The sequence below is a fragment of the Streptomyces sp. NBC_01171 genome (assembly GCF_045039805.1).
GTDB lineage: Bacteria > Actinomycetota > Actinomycetes > Streptomycetales > Streptomycetaceae > Streptomyces.
The window spans coordinates 1,675,347-1,694,194 of sequence record NZ_CP108609.1 but is presented as its reverse complement, the minus strand read 5'-3'; the positions used below and the strand labels follow the sequence as shown (position 1 = coordinate 1,694,194).

At 72.5% G+C, this 18,848-nt stretch carries 14 protein-coding genes; 11 read left to right on the top strand and 3 right to left on the bottom strand.

Annotated elements, in window-relative coordinates; translation table 11 throughout:
• Positions 1-37: 37 nt before the first annotated feature.
• Complete coding sequence (locus OG448_RS07735) at positions 38-739, top strand: class III extradiol dioxygenase subunit B-like domain-containing protein (protein ID WP_405552268.1); 702 nt, start codon at positions 38-40, stop codon at positions 737-739.
• On the opposite strand, the gene OG448_RS07730 is transcribed toward OG448_RS07735, so the two are convergent.
• The gene (locus OG448_RS07730) at positions 736-987 is read right to left on the bottom strand and encodes an antitoxin (protein WP_405552266.1); all 252 of its coding nucleotides are present in this window, start codon (positions 985-987) and stop codon (positions 736-738) included. The genes OG448_RS07735 and OG448_RS07730 overlap by 4 nt on opposite strands.
• A 181-nt stretch (positions 988-1,168) precedes the next feature.
• Here OG448_RS07730 and miaA point away from each other — a divergent pair, with 181 nt between their 5' ends.
• From miaA to hflX, 6 genes are all read left to right on the top strand, one after another.
• Positions 1,169-2,107 carry a tRNA (adenosine(37)-N6)-dimethylallyltransferase MiaA gene (gene miaA, locus OG448_RS07725; RefSeq protein WP_405552264.1) on the top strand — a complete coding sequence of 313 codons (939 nt, stop codon included), beginning with the start codon at positions 1,169-1,171 and terminating at the stop codon, positions 2,105-2,107.
• A 108-nt stretch (positions 2,108-2,215) separates the two neighbouring features.
• Positions 2,216-2,716: a hypothetical protein gene (locus OG448_RS07720; protein ID WP_405558715.1), complete on the top strand. Its 501-nt coding sequence runs from the start codon at positions 2,216-2,218 to the stop codon at positions 2,714-2,716.
• Between the two features lie 50 nt (positions 2,717-2,766).
• Entirely contained in the window at positions 2,767-3,648 is an 882-nt protein-coding gene (gene dapF, locus OG448_RS07715; protein ID WP_405552262.1) for a diaminopimelate epimerase, read from the top strand.
• 285 nt (positions 3,649-3,933) lie between these two features.
• Entirely contained in the window at positions 3,934-6,060 is a 2,127-nt protein-coding gene (locus OG448_RS07710; protein ID WP_405552260.1) for a RelA/SpoT family protein, read from the top strand.
• 69 nt (positions 6,061-6,129) lie between these two features.
• The gene (locus tag OG448_RS07705; RefSeq protein ID WP_405552258.1) at positions 6,130-7,641 is read left to right on the top strand and encodes a M1 family metallopeptidase; all 1,512 of its coding nucleotides are present in this window, start codon (positions 6,130-6,132) and stop codon (positions 7,639-7,641) included.
• A 208-nt stretch (positions 7,642-7,849) separates the two neighbouring features.
• Positions 7,850-9,340, top strand: coding sequence for a GTPase HflX (hflX, locus tag OG448_RS07700; RefSeq protein WP_405552256.1), 1,491 nt, complete (start codon positions 7,850-7,852; stop codon positions 9,338-9,340).
• An 82-nt stretch (positions 9,341-9,422) separates the two neighbouring features.
• Here hflX and OG448_RS07695 read toward each other — a convergent pair whose 3' ends face one another.
• Positions 9,423-10,646 (bottom strand): trypsin-like serine peptidase, encoded by a 1,224-nt coding sequence (locus OG448_RS07695; RefSeq protein ID WP_405552255.1) that lies wholly within the window; start codon positions 10,644-10,646, stop codon positions 9,423-9,425.
• 285 nt (positions 10,647-10,931) lie between these two features.
• Between OG448_RS07695 and OG448_RS07690 the strand changes: the two genes are divergently transcribed.
• The 4 genes from OG448_RS07690 to OG448_RS07675 all read left to right on the top strand — a co-directional run bounded on the left by OG448_RS07690 (position 10,932) and on the right by OG448_RS07675 (position 17,434).
• Positions 10,932-12,353: a diaminobutyrate--2-oxoglutarate transaminase family protein gene (locus OG448_RS07690; RefSeq protein WP_405552254.1), complete on the top strand. Its 1,422-nt coding sequence runs from the start codon at positions 10,932-10,934 to the stop codon at positions 12,351-12,353.
• Between the two features lie 224 nt (positions 12,354-12,577).
• Entirely contained in the window at positions 12,578-14,503 is a 1,926-nt protein-coding gene (locus tag OG448_RS07685) for an IucA/IucC family protein (protein ID WP_405552253.1), read from the top strand.
• Between the two features lie 35 nt (positions 14,504-14,538).
• Positions 14,539-15,297, top strand: a complete 759-nt coding sequence (locus OG448_RS07680) for a GNAT family N-acetyltransferase (protein ID WP_405552251.1) — start codon at positions 14,539-14,541, stop codon at positions 15,295-15,297.
• A 160-nt stretch (positions 15,298-15,457) separates the two neighbouring features.
• Positions 15,458-17,434 carry an ATP-dependent DNA helicase gene (locus tag OG448_RS07675; RefSeq protein WP_405552249.1) on the top strand — a complete coding sequence of 659 codons (1,977 nt, stop codon included), beginning with the start codon at positions 15,458-15,460 and terminating at the stop codon, positions 17,432-17,434.
• A gap of 133 nt (positions 17,435-17,567) precedes the next feature.
• On the opposite strand, the gene lexA is transcribed toward OG448_RS07675, so the two are convergent.
• Entirely contained in the window at positions 17,568-18,344 is a 777-nt protein-coding gene (gene lexA / locus OG448_RS07670; RefSeq protein WP_405552247.1) for a transcriptional repressor LexA, read from the bottom strand.
• Between the last annotated feature and the right edge of the window lie 504 nt (positions 18,345-18,848).

Below are 18,848 nucleotides of genomic sequence, written 5' to 3'. Positions count from 1 at the left end.
TGCGCGGGCCGGGGCGAGGCGGGTTACGCTGCCGATCATGCTTGTCGCAGCCGCCGTCTGCCCCTGCCCACCGCTGCTCGTCCCCGAGGTCGCCACGGGCGCCGCGCCCGAACTGGACCCGGCCCGAGCCGCCTGCGCGGACGCGCTCGGCGTGCTCGCCGCCGCCCGCCCCGACCGCCTGGTGGTCATCGGCCCCGCCGAGCAGGGCGGGCACTACCGGCAGGGCACTCGGGGTTCCTTCCGCGGCTTCGGCGTCGACCTGGATGTGAGGCTCGGTCCCGGGGACGCGCCCGGTCCGGAACTGCCCGCTTCCCTGGCCGTCGCCGCATGGCTGCTGGAGCGGACCGGCTGGGCGGACGTACCGGTCGAGGGAGTGGCCGTGGACGCTGATCTCCCCGCCGTCCAGTGCGCCGAACTCGGCGCCGAGACCGGCGACGGGAACGACCGGATCGCCCTGCTGGTGATGGGCGACGGCAGCGCCTCCCGCACGCTCAAGGCACCCGGCTACCTCGACGACCGCGCGGCCCCCTTCGACGCCGAGGCCGCACGCGCCCTCGGCACCGCCGACCTGTCGGCCCTCGCCGCACTCGACACCGGACTCGCCCGCGAACTCCAGGCGTCCGGCCGCGGCCCCTGGCAGGTCCTCGCCGCGGCGGCCGAGGGCGCGGGCCTGGACGGCACCCTGCTGTACGACGAGGCGCCGTACGGCGTCGGCTACCTCGTCGCCGCCTGGAGCTAGCTCTTCGGCGGGGTCTGCGTGCCCTCGCCGGGCCTCTGGCCCTCCTGGCCGAGGCGGTCCACCGCTTCCTTCGCCTTGTCCGTACCGGCGTGGATCTTGTCGGTGTACTTGCCCTTGGTCCGCTCGTCGACCACCTGCGCGGCCTTGTCGAGCCCGCCCTGCACCTTGTCGCCATGCTGCCGGGCCAGGTCCGTCACCTTGTCCTTGGCCGGGCCGAGCGCGGCCTTCACATTGTCGAACAGACCCATGATCCACCTTCCGGAACAACCCGAATGCGCGTGATGCGGCGCTTGTGAGGGACGTTACCCCTGCCCAACGGGCGTCACACCACGCGATCACCCAGGCCACCTCAGTAACCCCTGCCCGCTGAGCCCCACGTCATTCGCCGTCGGCCACCGGCGGAGCCGCGAGGTTTGCGAGACTGGTGCGGTGAGCAGTGCATCCCCCACCCCCCGTGTCATCGCCGTCGTCGGCCCCACCGCGGCCGGAAAGTCCGACCTCGGCGTCTTCCTGGCCCAGCAGCTCGGCGGCGAGGTCATCAACGCCGACTCGATGCAGCTCTACCGGGGGATGGACATCGGCACCGCCAAGCTCACCCCCGAGGAACGCGGCGGAATCCCGCACCACCTGCTCGACATCTGGGACGTGACGGTCGCCGCCTCCGTCGCCGAGTACCAGAAGCTGGCGCGCGCCCGCATCGACGCCCTCCTCGCCGAGGGCCGCTGGCCGATCCTGGTCGGCGGCTCCGGACTCTACGTGCGCGGCGCCGTCGACAACCTGGAGTTCCCCGGCACCGACCCCGAGGTCCGGGCCCGCCTGGAGGACGAGCTGGCCCTGCGCGGCCCCGGCGCCCTGCACGCGCGCCTGGCCGCCGCCGACCCCGAGGCCGCCCGTGCCATCCTGCCCAGCAACGGGCGCCGCATCGTCCGCGCCCTGGAGGTCATCGAGATCACCGGCCGCCCCTTCACCGCCAATCTCCCCGGCCACGACTCGGTCTACGACACCCTCCAGATCGGCGTCGACGTCGCCCGCCCCGAGCTGGACGAGCGCATCGCGCGCCGCGTCGACCTCATGTGGGAGGCCGGACTCGTGGACGAGGTGCGTGCGCTGGAGGCCCAGGGACTGCGTGAGGGCCGTACCGCGTCCCGCGCGCTCGGGTACCAGCAGGTGCTCAACGCGCTCGCCGGGGAGTGCGACGAGGACGAGGCGCGCGCGGAGACCGTGCGCACCACCAAGCGCTTCGCGCGCCGCCAGGACACCTGGTTCCGCCGCGACCCCAGGGTCCACTGGCTCAGCGGGGCCGCGGCGGACCGCGGGGAACTTCCGGGGCGGGCGCTGGCGTTGGTCGAACGACCGGTCACAGCCTGATCACGTCCTGGCATCGGGATGCGCCACCGGTCAGCCCGGCCTCCGGCGCCGTGCCATCATCGAGCTTCGATCGACCAGTGACAGTCCTAGTTGGGAGGGCGCGTGGCGATGGAGGCCGGCCCTCGTGACACCGCAGCAGGCACCGAGCACATCACCACCGACGGTGACGAGCCCGGCGTCGAGGACCGTCTGACCGACGACGGTCCGGACGACATCCCCCTCGTGGTCGTCGCCGACGGACCGACGCCCGAGGAGATGTTCGCGGGCGGCCCCGAGGTCGAGGTCGAACTGCGCCCCCAGCGGCGGCTGCGCATCTGGCAGCTCGCGCCCATCGTGGGCCTGGCCGCGCTCGGCTCGCTGATGTTCGCCTTCCCGCTCGCCTTCGACTTCGGCGACAGCGGCGCGGTCATCGCCATGCTGGGCCTGCTGATCTGCTCCTGCGCCGCCGGCTGGGGCATGATGGCCGCCCGCCGCGTCGGCTACACCTGGCCCGGCCTGCCCCCGCGGGGCTCCGGCCGCCGCGCCGACTGGCGCGTCGCCCTCTCCTACGCCCTGCTCGTGGCCGTCGTCGCGGTCCTCGCCGTATGGCGGGTCGCCCGCCTGCGCTAGCGCCCCGGCTGCCCTCGGACGGTGTCCGGGTCACCCCGTACGATCGAGGGATGAGCACGCGGATCGCATTCCTCAAGGGTCACGGCACCGAGAACGACTTCGTGATCGTGCCCGACCCCGAGAACGCCCTGGACCTGACGCCCGCCGCCGTCGCCGCGCTCTGCGACCGCCGGGCCGGCATCGGCGGCGACGGGGTGCTGCACGTGGTGCGCTCCGCCGCGCACCCCGAGGCTCGGGACATGGCCGGCGAGGCCGAGTGGTTCATGGACTACCGCAACGGGGACGGCTCGGTCGCCGAGATGTGCGGCAACGGAGTGCGTGTGTTCGCGCGCTACCTCCAGCACGCCGGACATGTGGGCGAAGGTGACCTCACCATCGCCACGCGTGGAGGCGTGAAGCGGGTCCACATCGCCAAGGACGACTCCGGCGCCGGAGAGGTCACCGTCGGCATGGGCCGGGCCCGCCTGCCCGAGGGCGAGGTCATGGTGAGCGTCGGTGAGCGGAGCTGGCCCGCGCGGAACGTGAACATGGGCAACCCGCACGCCGTCGCCTTCGTGGACGACCTCGCGCACGCCGGTGACCTCTACAGCGCGCCGCCGGTCGGCCCGGAGGGCGCCTACCCGGACGGCGTCAACGTGGAGTTCGTCGTCGACCGGGCCCCCGGACACGTCGCCATGCGCGTGCACGAGCGCGGCTCCGGAGAGACCCGTTCGTGCGGCACGGGCGCCTGCGCCGTCGCCGTGGCCGCCGCCCGGCGCGACGGCGCCGACCCGGCCGTCACCGGCACCCCGGCGACGTACGCCGTGGACGTGCCCGGCGGTCGGCTGGTCATCACCGAACGACCGGATGGTGAGATCGAGATGACGGGTCCGGCCGTGATCGTCGCCGAGGGCGAGATCGACGCCGAATGGCTGGAAAGCGCGACCCGCTGACCTGGACGGACCGTTCCCCGGTGGCTCCGGACGCCGGGGACCAGCCGTTTCTCCGACAGCGAGGCCGTTCGATACCGCGGCCGACTGGAGGGCACGTGGCGCAAACTCTAAACCTCCGACCCGTCGCTCGAATGGGTGATCCGTTTCACGCTGGCCGAGAGGCGGTCGGTAGCACGTGATGGGCTCGATAGCATCAAGCACCGGCACGGACGGGGGAACGTCGCCAACCCTGAGCCGCGTATGCCCCTCGGGCCCCGTCCGCCGGTCCACGAGCCGGAGGTGCCCATGAGTGCGGAGGCCACGAACCCCGCGAGCCCAGGCCCGGTAGCGCCCACGGCGCCCACGGTGGCCCGCAGAAAGTCCCGGCCGCGGATCGACCTGCGCAGGCTGGGCCGGGCCGCGCTGCTCGGCCCCGCCGTCCGGAGCAAGCTGCCCGACGCCATCGGTCACGTCGCCGAGGCCCACCGCGCCCACCACCCCGACGCCGACCTCGACCCGCTGCGCCGCGCCTACCTCCTGGCGGAGACCTCCCACCGCGGCCAGATGCGCAAGAGCGGCGAGCCGTACATCACCCACCCCCTCGCCGTGACCCTGATCCTTGCCGAACTGGGTGCCGAGACCACCACCCTGACCGCCTCCCTCCTCCACGACACCGTCGAGGACACCGAGGTGACGCTCGACCAGGTCGGCGAGGAGTTCGGGGAGGAGGTCCGCTATCTCGTCGACGGCGTCACCAAGCTGGAGAAGGTCGACTACGGCGCCGCCGCCGAGCCGGAGACCTTCCGCAAGATGCTCGTCGCCACCGGCAACGACGTCCGCGTGATGTCGATCAAACTCGCCGACCGGCTGCACAACATGCGCACCCTCGGCGTGATGCGCCCCGAGAAACAGGCGCGGATCGCCAAGGTCACCCGCGACGTCCTCATCCCGCTCGCCGAACGCCTCGGTGTGCAGGCCCTCAAGACCGAGCTGGAAGACCTCGTCTTCGCCATCCTCCATCCCGAGGAATACGCCCGCACCAGCGAACTCATCGCGGAGAACGCGGCCGGGGGAGACCCGCTCGCCGAGGTCGCTGACGAGGTGCGCGGGGTGCTGCGCGAGGCCGACATCCCGGCCGAAGTCCTCATCCGGCCCCGCCACTTCGTCTCCGTCCACCGCGTCTCCCGCAAGCGCGGCCCGCTGCGCGGCACCGACTTCGGCCGCCTGCTGGTGCTGGTGAACGAGGACGCGGACTGTTACGCCGTCCTCGGTGAACTGCACACCTGTCTCACCCCGGTGGTCTCGGAGTTCAAGGACTTCATCGCCGTACCGAAGTTCAACCTCTACCAGTCGCTGCACACCGCCGTGGCCCGCCCGGACGGCCAGGTCGTCGAGGTCCTCATCCGCACCCATCGCATGCACCAGGCCGCAGAGGCCGGGGTGATCGCCCTCGGCAACCCCTACACACCGCCCGCCGAGGAACAGACCGCCGGCCTCGACGGCGAGCGGGCCGACCCCACCCGCCCCGGCTGGCTCTCCCGCCTCCTCGACTGGCAGCGCGGCGCCCCCGACCCCGACACCTTCTGGTCCACCCTGCGCGACGACCTCGCCCAGGACCGCGAGATCACCGTCGTCCGGCCCGACGGCGGCACCCTGGGCCTCCCCGAGGGCGCCACCTGCGTGGACGCCGCCTACGCGCAGTACGGCGACGACGCCCACGCCTGCATCGGGGCCCGCGTCAACGGCCGCCTGGCCGCCCTCGGCACCGTCCTGCGCGACGGCGACACCGTGCAGCTCCTCATGGGCCAGGACCCGGCCTCCGAACCCTCCCGCGAATGGCTGGAGCACGCCCACACCCCGGCCGCGCGCATCGCCATCCAGCGCTGGCTGGCGGCCCACCCCGGCGCCGACGGCCGCCCCTCCGACACCGCCGACGCCCCCGGCGGCAGCCGCCCCGCCAGCAGCGCCCCCGCCGCGCGCCCCCGGGGCGCCGACGTGCTGCTGGACCGGCCGGGCGGCCCGGTGCGCCTGGCCGGCTGCTGTACGCCCGTGCCGCCCGACGACATCGTCGGCTTCGCGGTGCGCGGGGGAGCGGTGACCGTGCACCGGGTGGAGTGCTCCATGGTCGAGGACATGAAGAGCCGGGGGCGCGAGGAGATCGCCGTGCGCTGGGGGGACACCACGGCGTGCCGGGTCACCCTGGTCGCCGAATCGTTCAGCCGTCCCCATCTGCTCGCCGACCTCACCGAGGCGATCGCCGTGGAGGGCGCCGAGATCGTCTCCGCCACCGTGGAGTCCCCGAACCAGCAGCGGGTCCGCCACACCTACACCCTCCAGCTCCCGGACGCCGCCGAACTGCCCGCCCTGATGCGCGCGATGCGCGACGTGCCCGGCGTGTACGACGTCAGCCGAGCCCAGGCGCCCGCCGCCTGACCGACCCGATCGAGTGGGCCTGGCGCGCGCCGTCGCCACCCGGCGGCCGGGCGCTGGTAGCGGTGGGGCATGCTGCTCACTCGCCCCACGCGCCCGCACCCCGCACTCCGGTTCCTCCGGCGCCCGAAGGCGGCCCTGCTCGCCTCGGCCGTCACCGTCTGTCTCGTCGCCGCCGGAGCCCCCGCCGAACCGCTGGGCGTCGGCGACCGGATCTTCCCGGAGCTGGGCAACCCCGGCTACGACGTGGCCGCGTACGACCTCGCCTTCACTTATCCCGGCAGCAACGACAAGCCGCTCCAGGCCGTCACCACCATCGACGCCCGGCTCACCGACTCCCTGAAGCGGATCAACCTCGACTTCGCCCACGGCACCGTCGAGTCCGTCGAGGTCGACGGCCGCAAGGCCGCCTTCACCAGCGCCGGTGAGGACCTCGTCGTCACCCCGGACCACTCCCTGCCGCTGGGCAGCCTGACCCGGATCACCGTGCGGCACACCAGCGACCCCGTCGCCGCGGACGACCAGGACGGCGGCTGGGTCCCGACCACCGACGGGCTCGCCATGGCCAACCAGGCCGACGCCGCGCACCTGGTCTTCCCGTGCAACGACCACCCGTCCGACAAGGCGATGTTCACCTTCCACGTCACCGCCCCGAACGGCTACACCGCCGTCGCCAACGGCCTGCCGACCGGCGCGGTCAAGACGGGTGGCTCCACCACCTGGAGCTACCGCTCCCGGCACCCCATGGCCACCGAACTCGCCCAGGTGTCCATCGGCCACTCCGCCGTCGTCCAGCGCAAGGGCCCGCACGGGCTGCCACTGCGCGACGTGGTGCCCGCCGCCGACAAGCAGGAGCTGGAACCCTGGCTCGCCAAGACGCCGGACCAGATCGCGTGGATGGAGAGCAAGATCGGCCCGTACCCGTTCGAGACCTACGGCGTGCTGATGGCGCAGGCCAGCACCGGGTTCGAGCTGGAGACGCAGACCCTGTCGCTGTTCGAGAAGGACATCTTCACCGAGCCCGCCTACCCCAAGTGGTACATCGAGTCGGTCATGGTCCACGAGCTGTCCCACCAGTGGTTCGGTGACAGCGTCAGCCCCCGCACCTGGTCCGACGTCTGGCTCAACGAGGGCCACGCCACCTGGTACGAGGCCCTCTATGCGGAGGAGAAGGCGGACCGCCCCCTTCAGGACCGCATGAAGGCCGCCTACGGAGCCTCCGACCGCTGGCGCGCCGCCGGTGGCCCGCCCGCGAAGCCCAAGCCGCCCGCCCCCGGCCAGAAGATCGGCATCTTCCGCCCCAACATCTACGACGGCGCCGCCCTGGTGCTCTTCGCCCTGCGCCAGGAGATCGGCAAGGACGCCTTCGAGCGGCTGGAGAAGGTGTGGGTCCAGCAGAACCGGGACACCAGCGTCGGCACCGCCGACTTCGTCCGCCTCGCCTCCGCCATCGGCGGCCGTGACCTGACCGGCTTCTTCCAGGACTGGCTGTACGGCGAGAAGACACCGCCCATGCCCGGCCACCCGGACTGGAAGCAGGTGCCGGCGCCGGCGCCGTCGGGCTCGGCCAAGAAGAAGAGCTGATCTCCGGAACGGCTGCCGGGCCTGGGCGCCCCGGCGATAACCCGATGACGCGGTGCTCCGCGCCGTGCGACCATCTTCCGGTCGGCGCGGCGCGGCGCACGGGAATCTCCCGGGGCACGCGCGCGTTGTCCCTGATGAAAACCGGTCCCTCGCCGACCTCCCGGTCGGCCGACCGCCGGACCGGTCCTCCCCTCGACGTAAGGAACCAATGACCTCCTCTTCTTCCCCTTCACAGGACGCCAAGCGCCTCGCGCACGCCTATCCCGAAGGTCTTCGGGCCGATGCCCTGATGGAAGAGGACGTCGCCTGGAAGCACGACATCGACGGCGAGCGGGACGGCGACCAGTTCGACCGCTCCGAGCGTGCGGCCCTGCGCCGCGTGGCGGGGCTGTCCACCGAGCTGGAGGACGTCACCGAGGTCGAGTACCGCCAGCTCCGCCTGGAGCGGGTCGTACTCGTCGGAGTGTGGACCACCGGCACCGCCCAGGACGCGGACAACTCCCTCGCGGAGCTGGCCGCCCTCGCGGAGACGGCGGGCGCCCTCGTGCTCGACGGCGTCATCCAGCGCCGCGACAAGCCCGACGCGGCCACCTACATCGGCTCCGGCAAGGCCCTGGAACTGCGCGACGTGGTGATGGAGACCGGCGCGGACACCGTCATCTGTGACGGTGAGCTGAGCCCCGGCCAGCTCATCCAGCTCGAGGACGTCGTCAAGGTCAAGGTCATCGACCGCACGGCCCTGATCCTCGACATCTTCGCCCAGCACGCCAAGTCCCGTGAGGGCAAGGCGCAGGTCGCGCTCGCCCAGATGCAGTACATGCTGCCGAGGCTGCGCGGCTGGGGTCAGTCGCTGTCCCGGCAGATGGGTGGCGGCCGCGGTGGCCTGGCCACACGTGGTCCCGGTGAGACCAAGATCGAGACGGACCGGCGCCGCATCCGCGAGAAGATGGCGAAGATGCGCCGCGAGATCGCGGAGATGAAGACCGGCCGCGAGATCAAGCGTCAGGAGCGCCGCCGCAACAAGGTGCCCTCCGTCGCCATCGCCGGCTACACCAACGCCGGCAAGTCCTCCCTGCTCAACCGCCTCACGGGCGCGGGGGTCCTGGTGGAGAACGCCCTGTTCGCCACGCTCGACCCGACCGTCCGCCGCGCGGAGACCCCGAGCGGCCGGCTGTACACGCTGGCCGACACCGTGGGCTTCGTCCGGCACCTGCCGCACCACCTGGTCGAGGCGTTCCGCTCCACCATGGAGGAGGTCGGCGACTCCGACCTCATCCTGCACGTGGTGGACGGGTCGCACCCGGTCCCGGAGGAGCAGCTCGCCGCCGTGCGTGAGGTGATCCGGGAGGTCGGCGCGACCGACGTGCCCGAGATCGTCGTGATCAACAAGGCGGACGCGGCCGACCCGCTGGTGCTTCAGCGGCTGCTGCGGATCGAGAAGCGGTCCATCGCCGTCTCGGCGCGCACCGGCCAGGGCCTGGAGGAGCTGCTCACCCTGATCGACGAGGAGCTGCCCCGCCCCTCGGTCGAGGTCGAGGCGCTCGTGCCGTACACGCAGGGCAAGCTGGTCGCCCGCGCGCACACCGAGGGCGAGGTGCTGTCCGAGGAGCACACCGCCGAGGGCACCCTCATCAAGGTCCGGGTGCACGCGGAGCTGGCGGCCGACCTGGCCCCGTACACGCCCACCGCGACCGCCTGACCGGCGGTACACCGGAGCACGAAGAGGCCCGCCGTCCCCTTGCGAGAGGGGGCGGCGGGCCTTCGTCATGGGTGCGGTACGGCTACCGGTCCGCGAACTTCGCGCTCACCGAGTCGTACACGCCCTTGGCGACCTCACCGAGCCGGGGACCGGCCAGCCAGCCGGAGGAGGCCGGGCCGATCGAGGTGTTGGAGACCAGCGCGGGCTTGCCGTTCGCGCCCTGCTCCACCCAGCCGCCACCGGAGGAACCGCCGGTCATGGTGCAACCGATGCGGTACATCGTCGGGTCCGCCTTGGCGATCGACAGCCGGCCCGGCTTGTCCTGGCACTGGTACAGCAACTGGCCGTTGTACGGCTCCGCCGCCGGGTAACCGCTCGCGGTGACCGCACTCACCTCGGTCGCGGCGGGAGCGGCGAAGTCCACCGGCAGCGCGCCGCCGACCGTCTCCTCCAGCGACTTGCCCCCATTGCCCTGCTCCGGCGTCACGTGGATCACCGCGAAGTCGTAGGAGGCACCGTTGCCTCCCGTCTCGCCGCCCCCGTCGATCCACTGCTGCGAGGTCTTCGCGGCGTCGGCCCACCAGACACCGTACGGCGCGACCTGCGCGCGGGAGGCGCCCTCCATCTCCGAGGAGGACAGGCTCTGGTTGTTGTACGACGGCACGAAGGCGATGTTGCGGTACCAGCCGCCCTTCTTGCCCGCGTGCACACAGTGGCCGGCCGTCCAGATCAGGTTGGACTTGCCCGGGTGCGCCGGGTCCTCGACCACCGTGGCCGAGCAGACCATCGTGCCCTTGGGGGAGTCGAAGAACACCTTGCCGGAGGTGGCGGCGTTGGTGTGGTACGGCGGGCGTACCGCCTTGGCCTGCACGGGCTGCGGCTCGGGGTCGGTCACGCCCTGGTCGCCGGAGAGGTCGTTGTCGTCGACCCGCTTGGCCGGGTCGTCGGCGCCGCGCATCCGGTCCTTGTCCCACAGACCGTTGATGATCGGGTTGATGAAGTCGTTGGCCTCGCGCAGCCAGTCGTCCCGGTCCCAGTTCTTCCAGGCGCCGTCCTTCCACTTGTCCATGTCGATGCCGTGCTGACGGAGCTTGTCCTGGAGGTCCTGCGGCACCCGGACCTTCCCGTCCGAGCCCCGCGCGGTGGAGGACGGGCTGCCGCCGGCGTTGTCGTCACCGTCTCCGTCGCACGCGCTGGCGGTCAGCGCCAGCGCCGAGGCGAGGGCGACGGCCGCCAGCACGCGGGAGGCCCTGCGGGGCGTACCCCTGCCTCGGCGAGCGGTGGACGACGGCCGTATGGAGTGCATGGTGGTGACTCTCCCTGTTGTGAAGGAACTTGGCGCTTCGGCCCGGCACTGGCGCTCAACTCGCGCCCAGTCGACGCCGGTTCCCCGGACTTCCGGGACGGGACCACACACTATGCGTTCGCTGTAGGGGACTTCTGACGGAACCGCAACGGTTACGTCACGGCAAGGATCTTGAAGCAACCCGTAACCAGGCGGCCAGACGGCTGTTGGTAGCCGTGGGGGACCGCTGCCTGCGCCCGTCCCCGTCGAGCAACTCGCCTCTGGACAGCGGGAGGACAGCGAGCCGTGGCCGTGACCGAGTCGGAGGCCGACAGCACCCACCGGGGAACTCCGGCCGTGTACGAGGGGATTCTCAGGCGCCAGTCGGCGCGCGAGTCCGCCGCGCGTACCTATGCCCGGGCCCTGCCCATCGTGCCCGTGCGGGCGCGTGGTCTCACCATCGAGGGCGCGGACGGCCGTCGTTACCTCGACTGTCTCTCCGGCGCCGGGGCGCTGGCCCTCGGGCACAACCATCCCGTGGTGCTGGAGGCCATCCGCAAGGTCCTCGACTCCGGGGCACCCCTCTCCGTGCTGGACTTGGCGACCCCGGTCAAGGACGCCTTCATCACCGAACTGTTCCGCACCCTGCCGGCCGGGTTCGCCGACCGGGCCCGCGTGCAGTTCTGCGGCCCGGCCGGGACCGACGCCGTAGAGGCCGCCCTCAAACTGGTCCGGGCCGCCACGGGACGCAGCGGCATCCTCGCCTTCACCGGCGCCTACCACGGGATGACCGCGGGCGCCCTGGCGGCGTCCGGCGGCGCCCCCGACCTCCAGGTGGGCCGCCTGCCCTATCCGCAGGACTACCGCTGCCCCTTCGGTGTCGGCGGCCCGCGCGGTGCCGAACTCGCCGCCCGCTGGACCGAGTCCGTCCTCGACGACCCCAAGTCGGGTGTGCCCCGGCCCGCCGGGATGATCCTCGAACCCGTCCAGGGCGAGGGCGGCGTGATCCCGGCGCCGGACGACTGGCTGCGCCGGATGCGACGGATCACCGCCGACCGGTCCATCCCCCTGATCGCGGACGAGGTCCAGACCGGCGTCGGTCGCACCGGCGCCTTCTGGGCCGTCGACCACAGCGGGATCACCCCCGACGTGATGGTCCTGTCCAAGGCCATCGGCGGCAGCCTCCCGCTGGCCGTCATCGTCTACCGCGAGGAACTCGACGTCTGGCAGCCCGGCGCCCACGCGGGCACCTTCCGGGGCAACCAACTCGCCATGGCCGCGGGCACCGCCACCCTCGCCCACGTCCGCGAGAACGGCCTCGCCGAACGAGCCGCCACCCTCGGCGCCCGCATGCTGAACCAGCTCCGGCAGCTCCAAGCCGAGTTCGCCTGTGTGGGAGACGTGCGGGGGCGTGGGCTGATGATCGGGGTCGAGCTCGTCAATCCGGATGCCGCGCCAAGGGGCGGGACCGTGCCGGAGGCGCGCGGCGCCGAGGCGGACGGCTGGGATTCCGCTACGGCGCCCCACCCCGCCGCCCCCGAACTCGCCGCCGCCGTCCAGCGCGAGTGCCTCGACCGGGGTCTGATCGTGGAACTCGGCGGCCGCCACAACAGTGTCGTACGGCTCCTCCCGCCGCTGACCATCAGCGACGAGCAGGCGTCGGCCGTACTGGACCGCCTCGCCGACGCGGTGACCGCCGCGAGCCGCGACCACCAGCGCACGGGCTAGCCCCCGCCAGATCACCCCACCGCTGACGCGCACGATCCGCGCGCATCGGCGGAGAGCGGCGGACCCACCTCCAGGCATCGCCACACTGCCGCACCACGGCCGGCCCCGGAACCGTGTCCGGCGCGCGTCGGCACCCCCTGTTCTGGTCACCGCCCACCTCTCCTCCGCCATGCGGAACCGCTCCGCGACCCAACCCGCACCCGCACCACCCCCGAGGAACTGGCATGAACGCCACCCCCGCACCCGACGGCCGTTCCGAGACCCCCGACGAACCGGCGGACTCCGGCAGCGCCCCCGTACCTCTCGCCGACGCGGTGCCGCACCAGAAGCGGCGCACACCGGTCGCCGGACGGCCCGGCGAGCCCGACGCCGACCCACTGGAGGCCCCCGACCCGCACACCGCGGCCCAGGCGGCGGCGGTGGAGAACCTCCTGCGCTGCTGGGTACGCGAGACCGGCCTCGCCGCCCCGGCCCACGGCGTCCTGGTCATCCCGCTCCCGGCCAGCGGCACCGCCCTCATCACCCCGATCCGTCACTGGTCCCCGACCGGCTGGCACCGTTTCGGCCCACCCCGGCTCGCCGGTGCCCCCGAGCACGCCCCCTCGGTCGACGCCGTCACCCTCGCCGCCCTGCTCACCCGCGAGAGCCCCGGCCAGGCGGACACCGTCGAGCCCCACGGCACCGCCCCGGCGGACGGTGCCGACCTCGTCGCCCGGGTCGCCGACTCACAGCGCCGCACCGCCACCTTCCTGCGCGACCGCCGCGCCCACCCCGAGGACGGGCCCGACCTCTTCCTCAGCGCCGAACAGGCCCTCCTCCTCGGTCACCCCCTCCACCCCACCCCGAAGAGCCGCGAGCAACTCACCGACGCCGAGGCCCAGCAGTACGCGCCGGAACTCCGCGGTTCCTTCCCCCTGCACTGGATGGCCGTCGCCCCCTCCCTGCTCGCCTCCGACTCGGCCTGGACCGAACGCGGCCGCCCCGTCCCCGCCGACCAGCTCCTCCGACAACTCGCCGGAACCGCGCTGACCCTGCCCGAGGGCTACAGCGCCCTGCCCCTGCACCCCTGGCAGGCCCGCGACGTACGCCACCGCGCGCCGGTCGCCGCCCTGCTGGACGCCGGCCTCCTGCGCGACCTCGGCCCCCTCGGCTCGCCCTGGCACCCCACCTCCTCCGTGCGGACCGTCCACCGCTCGGGCTCCCCGGCGATGCTCAAGCTGTCGCTCGGCCTGCGCATCACCAACTCCCGCCGGGAGAACCTGCGCAAGGAACTCCACCGGGGCGTCGAGGTGCACCGCCTGCTGCGCGCCGGACTGGCGAAGCAGTGGCAGGCCGCCCACCCCGGCTTCGACATCGTCCGCGACCCCGCCTGGCTCGCCGTGGACGACCCGGACGGGCTGCCCGTGCCCGGCCTCGATGTGATGATCAGGCACAACCCCTTCGCTCCCAGCGACGACATCGGCTGCGTCGCCGGACTCGTCTCCCCGCGCCCGGACTTCGAGCCGAGTCCGGCGGCAGGCCCCAGTGGTCTCCGCTCCTGCCTGGCCCAGCTCGTCGCGCGGCTCGCCGCCCGCACCGGCCGTCCCGTGGGCGCGGTCGCCGCCGAGTGGTTCCTGCGCTACCTCGAACAGGTCGTCCGGCCCGTGCTCTGGCTCGACGGCGAGGCGGGGATCGCGCTGGAGGCGCACCAGCAGAACACCCTGCTCCGCCTCGACCAGGACGGCTGGCCGGCCGGCGGCCGCTACCGCGACAACCAGGGCTTCTACTTCCGCGAGTCCCGCCGGGGCGAGCTCGACGCCCGGCTGCCGGGCATCGGGGAGCGCAGCGACACCTTCGTCTCCGACGAGGTCACCGACGAACGCTTCGCCTACTACCTCGCCGTCAACAACGTGTTCGGCCTCATCGGCGCCTTCGGCTCCCAGCGCCTGGCCGACGAACACCTCCTCCTTGCCGCGTTCCGCCGCTTCCTCACCGCGGCCGCCACCGGCCCCGCCGCCCTGCGCAGCTCCTTGCCGGGCAGCCTGCTCGACTCACCCGTACTGCGCTGCAAGGCCAACCTGCTGACCCGGCTGCACGGCCTGGACGAACTCGTCGGACCCGTCGACACCCAGTCCGTCTACGTCACCATCGCCAACCCCCTTCATGCCTGATCCCGTAATCCGCCCGCCCCATGAGAGGAGCGCACGTGTCCCTCACCGACACCGGCGCCGCCGAAGCCCTTCCCGCCACGGTCGCCCCCGACTGCCCAGGCAGCGCCGACACCGGGGCGAGCGCGCTCCTCTGGGACAACGAAGAGACACTGGATCTGCGCCTGCCCGCCGAATTCACGGCCCTGCGAGCCGCGTTGCCCGACCAGGCGGCCTCCCGCGCCGCAGACCTGCTGGACGGCATCCGCTCCTGGGGCCCAACCCCCACTTCTGTGGGCACCTTTGAACTGGTCCCGGTCCGCCTCGACCGCGATCTCCCCCTCATCCACGGGTGGATGAACGACCCGGCCGTCGCCGAGTTCTGGGAGCTGACCGGGCCCCAGGACCGGACCGAGCGCCACCTCCGCGCCCAGCTCGACGGCGAGGGACGCAGCGTCCCCTGCCTGGGCACGCTCGACGGCACCGCCATGAGCTACTGGGAGGTCTACCGGGCCGACCTCGACCCGCTGGCCCGCCTCTATCAGGCGCGCCCGCACGACACGGGTATCCACCTGTTGATCGGGGACGCCGCGCACCGGGGACGAGGGCTCGGCTCCGCCCTGCTCACGGCCGTGGCCGACCTGGTTATGGAACGCCGGCACGCTTGCACACGTGTCGTCGCGGAACCTGACATTCGCAACACCCCCTCGGTGACCGCTTTCCGCAAGGCCGGGTTCCAGTGCCGGACGGAGGTCGATCTGCCCGGCAAGCGGGCCGCCCTCATGATCCGGGACCGGGTCCGGCCTGAACCCTCGTAGCAGCACGTGACCGGGCGCTCACGTGTTGTACGTACGGCAGTTCCGCAGGGTTCCCGCTTTCGCGGAAAAAGTTCAGGAGTTCGAAAGTGTTCGCATCCCGCTCCGCCCGCCCCGGGGAGCGGGCACGATTGTCAGTCCGGGGCCGTAGGGTGGTCGGGCTATGACGAAGCCCTCACTCCCCGAACTCCTCCACGCCGCCGTCTCCGCCGTCGGCGGCATGGAGCGCCCCGGCCAGGTGACCATGGCCGAAGCGGTCGCCGAGGCGATCGACGACACCTCCCATCTGCTGGTCCAGGCCGGTACCGGCACCGGAAAGTCGCTCGGTTATCTCGTGCCCGCGCTCGCGCACGGGGAGCGGGTCGTCGTCGCCACCGCCACGCTCGCGCTCCAGCGCCAGCTCGTGGAGCGCGACCTGCCGCGCACGGTCGACGCCCTGCACCCGCTGCTGCGGCGCCGGCCGGAGTTCGCCATGCTCAAGGGCCGCTCCAACTATCTGTGTCTGCACCGGCTGCACGAGGGCATGCCGCAGGACGAGGAGGACGGGCTCTTCGACCAGTTCGAGGCGGCCGCCCCCACCAGCAAGCTGGGCCAGGACCTGCTCCGGCTGCGCGACTGGTCCGACGAGACGGAGAACGGCGACCGGGACGACCTCACGCCCGGCGTCTCCGACCGGGCCTGGGCCCAGGTGTCGGTGTCGTCGCGGGAGTGCCTCGGCGCCTCGAAGTGCGCGTACGGGGCCGAGTGCTTCGCGGAGATGGCCCGTGAGCGCGCCAAGCTCGCGGATGTCGTGGTCACCAACCACGCGCTGCTGGCGATCGACGCCATCGAGGGTGCCCCGGTGCTGCCCCAGCACGAGGTGCTGATCGTGGACGAGGCGCACGAACTCGTCTCCCGGGTCACTGGCGCCGCCACCGGCGAACTCACCCCCGGCCAGGTCAACCGGGCGGTCCGCCGCTCGGCCAAGCTCGTCAACGAGAAGGCCGCCGACCAGCTCCAGACCGCCGCCGAGGGCTTCGAGCGGCTGATGGAGCTGGCCCTCCCGGGCCGCCTGGAGGAGATCCCCGAGGACCTCGGCTACGCCCTGGCCGCCCTGCGCGACGCGGCCCGCACGGTGATCACCGCGCTCGGCTCGACGCGCGACAAGTCCGTGCAGGACGAGGACGCCGTCCGCAAACAGGCGGTGGCCTCGGTCGAGACGGTGTACGCCGTCGCCGAGCGGGTGCTGAACGGCTCGGAGTGGGACGTCGTCTGGTACGAGCGCCACGACCGCTTCGGCGCCTCCCTGCGGGTCGCTCCGATGTCGGTGTCCGGGCTGCTCCGCGAGAAGCTCTTCACCGACCGCAGCGTCGTCCTGACCTCGGCGACCCTGAAGCTCGGCGGCGACTTCAACGGCGTCGGCGCCTCGCTGGGCCTGGCTCCGGAGGGGACCGAGGGCGACGACCTGCCGCAGTGGAAGGGCATCGACGTCGGCTCGCCCTTCGACTACCGCAAGCAGGGCATCCTCTACATCGCCAAGCACCTCGCCCGCCCCGCCCGGGACGGCGACCGCGGCGACATGCTGGACGAGCTGACCGAGCTGATCCAGGCCGCAGGCGGACGCACGCTCGGCCTGTTCTCCTCCATGCGGGCCGCGCAGCTCGCGGCGGAGGAACTGCGGGTGCGCATCCCCGAGTTCCCCATCCTGCTCCAGGGCGAGGAGACCCTCGGCGAGCTGATCAAGAACTTCGCGGCCGACCCCCGCACCTGTCTCTTCGGCACGTTGTCGCTGTGGCAGGGCGTGGACGTGCCGGGCCCCAGTTGTCAGCTCGTGGTCATGGACAAGATTCCGTTCCCGCGCCCCGACGACCCGCTGATGAGCGCCCGCCAGAAGGCGGTGGAGGACGGGGGCGGCAACGGCTTCATGGCGGTGGCGGCCACCCACGCCGCGCTGCTCATGGCACAGGGCGCCGGCCGCCTCGTCCGGGCGTCCGGGGACCGTGGCGTGGTCGCCGTGCTGGACCAGCGGCTGGCGACCGCCCGGTACGGGTCGTACCTGAAGGCTTCACTGCCTGACTTCTGGACCACGACCGACCGCAATCAGGTGCGCAAGTCGCTCGCGGCGATCGACGCGATGGCCAAGGAGGCCGAGGGGGAGTGAGCCGGGGGCGGGGGCGGCCCGGCGTACCGGCCCGCCCCCGCCGCTGACGGAAATGGCAGGGCCCCGGAACCGGCGCAGGGGTTCCGGGGCCCGGTGCAGGGGGACGAGCCGGGGGGCTTGTCCGGTGCGGGCGTCACACGCGGCGGAGCACCGCGACGACCTTGCCGAGGATGGTGGCGTCGTCGCCGGGGATGGGCTCGTAGGCCGCGTTGTGCGGGAGGAGCCAGACATGGCCGTCCTCGCGCTTGAAGCGCTTGACCGTGGCCTCGCCGTCGAGCATGGCGGCCACGATGTCGCCGTTCTCCGCGACGGGCTGGCGGCGGACCGTGACCCAGTCGCCGTCGCAGATCGCGGCCTCGATCATGGAGTCGCCGACGACCTTGAGGACGAACAGCTCACCGTCGCCGACGAGCTGCCGGGGAAGGGGGAAGACATCCTCGACGGACTCCTCGGCGAGGATCGGGCCACCGGCCGCGATGCGGCCGACCAGCGGGACGTACGACGCGGCGGGCTTGCCGGCGGTGTCCGTGGGCTGCACGCTGACCGCCTGGTCGGAGCCGCGCACCTCGTACGCGCGGGGCCGGTGCGGGTCGCGGCGCAGGAAGCCCTTGCGTTCCAGCGCCATGAGCTGGTGCGCGACCGAGGAGGTGCTGGAGAGGCCGACGGCCTGGCCGATCTCCCGCATGGACGGCGGGTAGCCACGACGCTGCACGGAGTCCCGGATGACCTCGATCACCCGGCGCTGTCGGTCGGTGAGCCCCGAGCTGTCCGCGCGGATGCCTGGAGGTCGGCCCGGCAGGGAGCGCTTGTGGCCCTCGGGCGCGGCTTCGTTCATCGCGTGCACCGGCTCCATCCGGCCCTGGGAGCGGTCCTGGGCGGTGATGGCGGCACTGTCTGCGGTCGTGGTCACGTCGGCCCCTCTCGATGGTCTCCCTGCTGCACAACGGTAGTAGCTTTCGAAAGGTTGCGCCAAACACACGTTCGAGTGAAAAAGTGCGATTCACCTGACGCGATCAAGTGTCCGGGTGTATGGCTTGCGCGACGTCCGGCGGGCAAAAGTGCCCATTGTTGTACTCTTCACCGCCGGGGCGGATGGCCTCGCGGCCGTCGCCAGTGTGCCATTCAAACGGTGACCGACCGGTGGCCGGGTCCACCCGCGGTGTGATCCCCGCCGTAATTCCCCGAGGGCTCCGCGCGGTGTTCACCGTATCCCTGTGCGCCCGCCCGGCACTGCGGGAGGCTGGTGCGTGTCGCCCCGGCGGGCTCTCGAGCCGCTCCCGGAGCCTCTGTCCACAGCGACACGCGCGTTTCCCGTGAAATCTGAGCCATCCCCACATGTAGTGGTGAGACGGCTACAGAGCCCCACAAGTTGTGGTTGATCTTGGACCCCGGGTCTTCCGGGCCTCCGCGATCG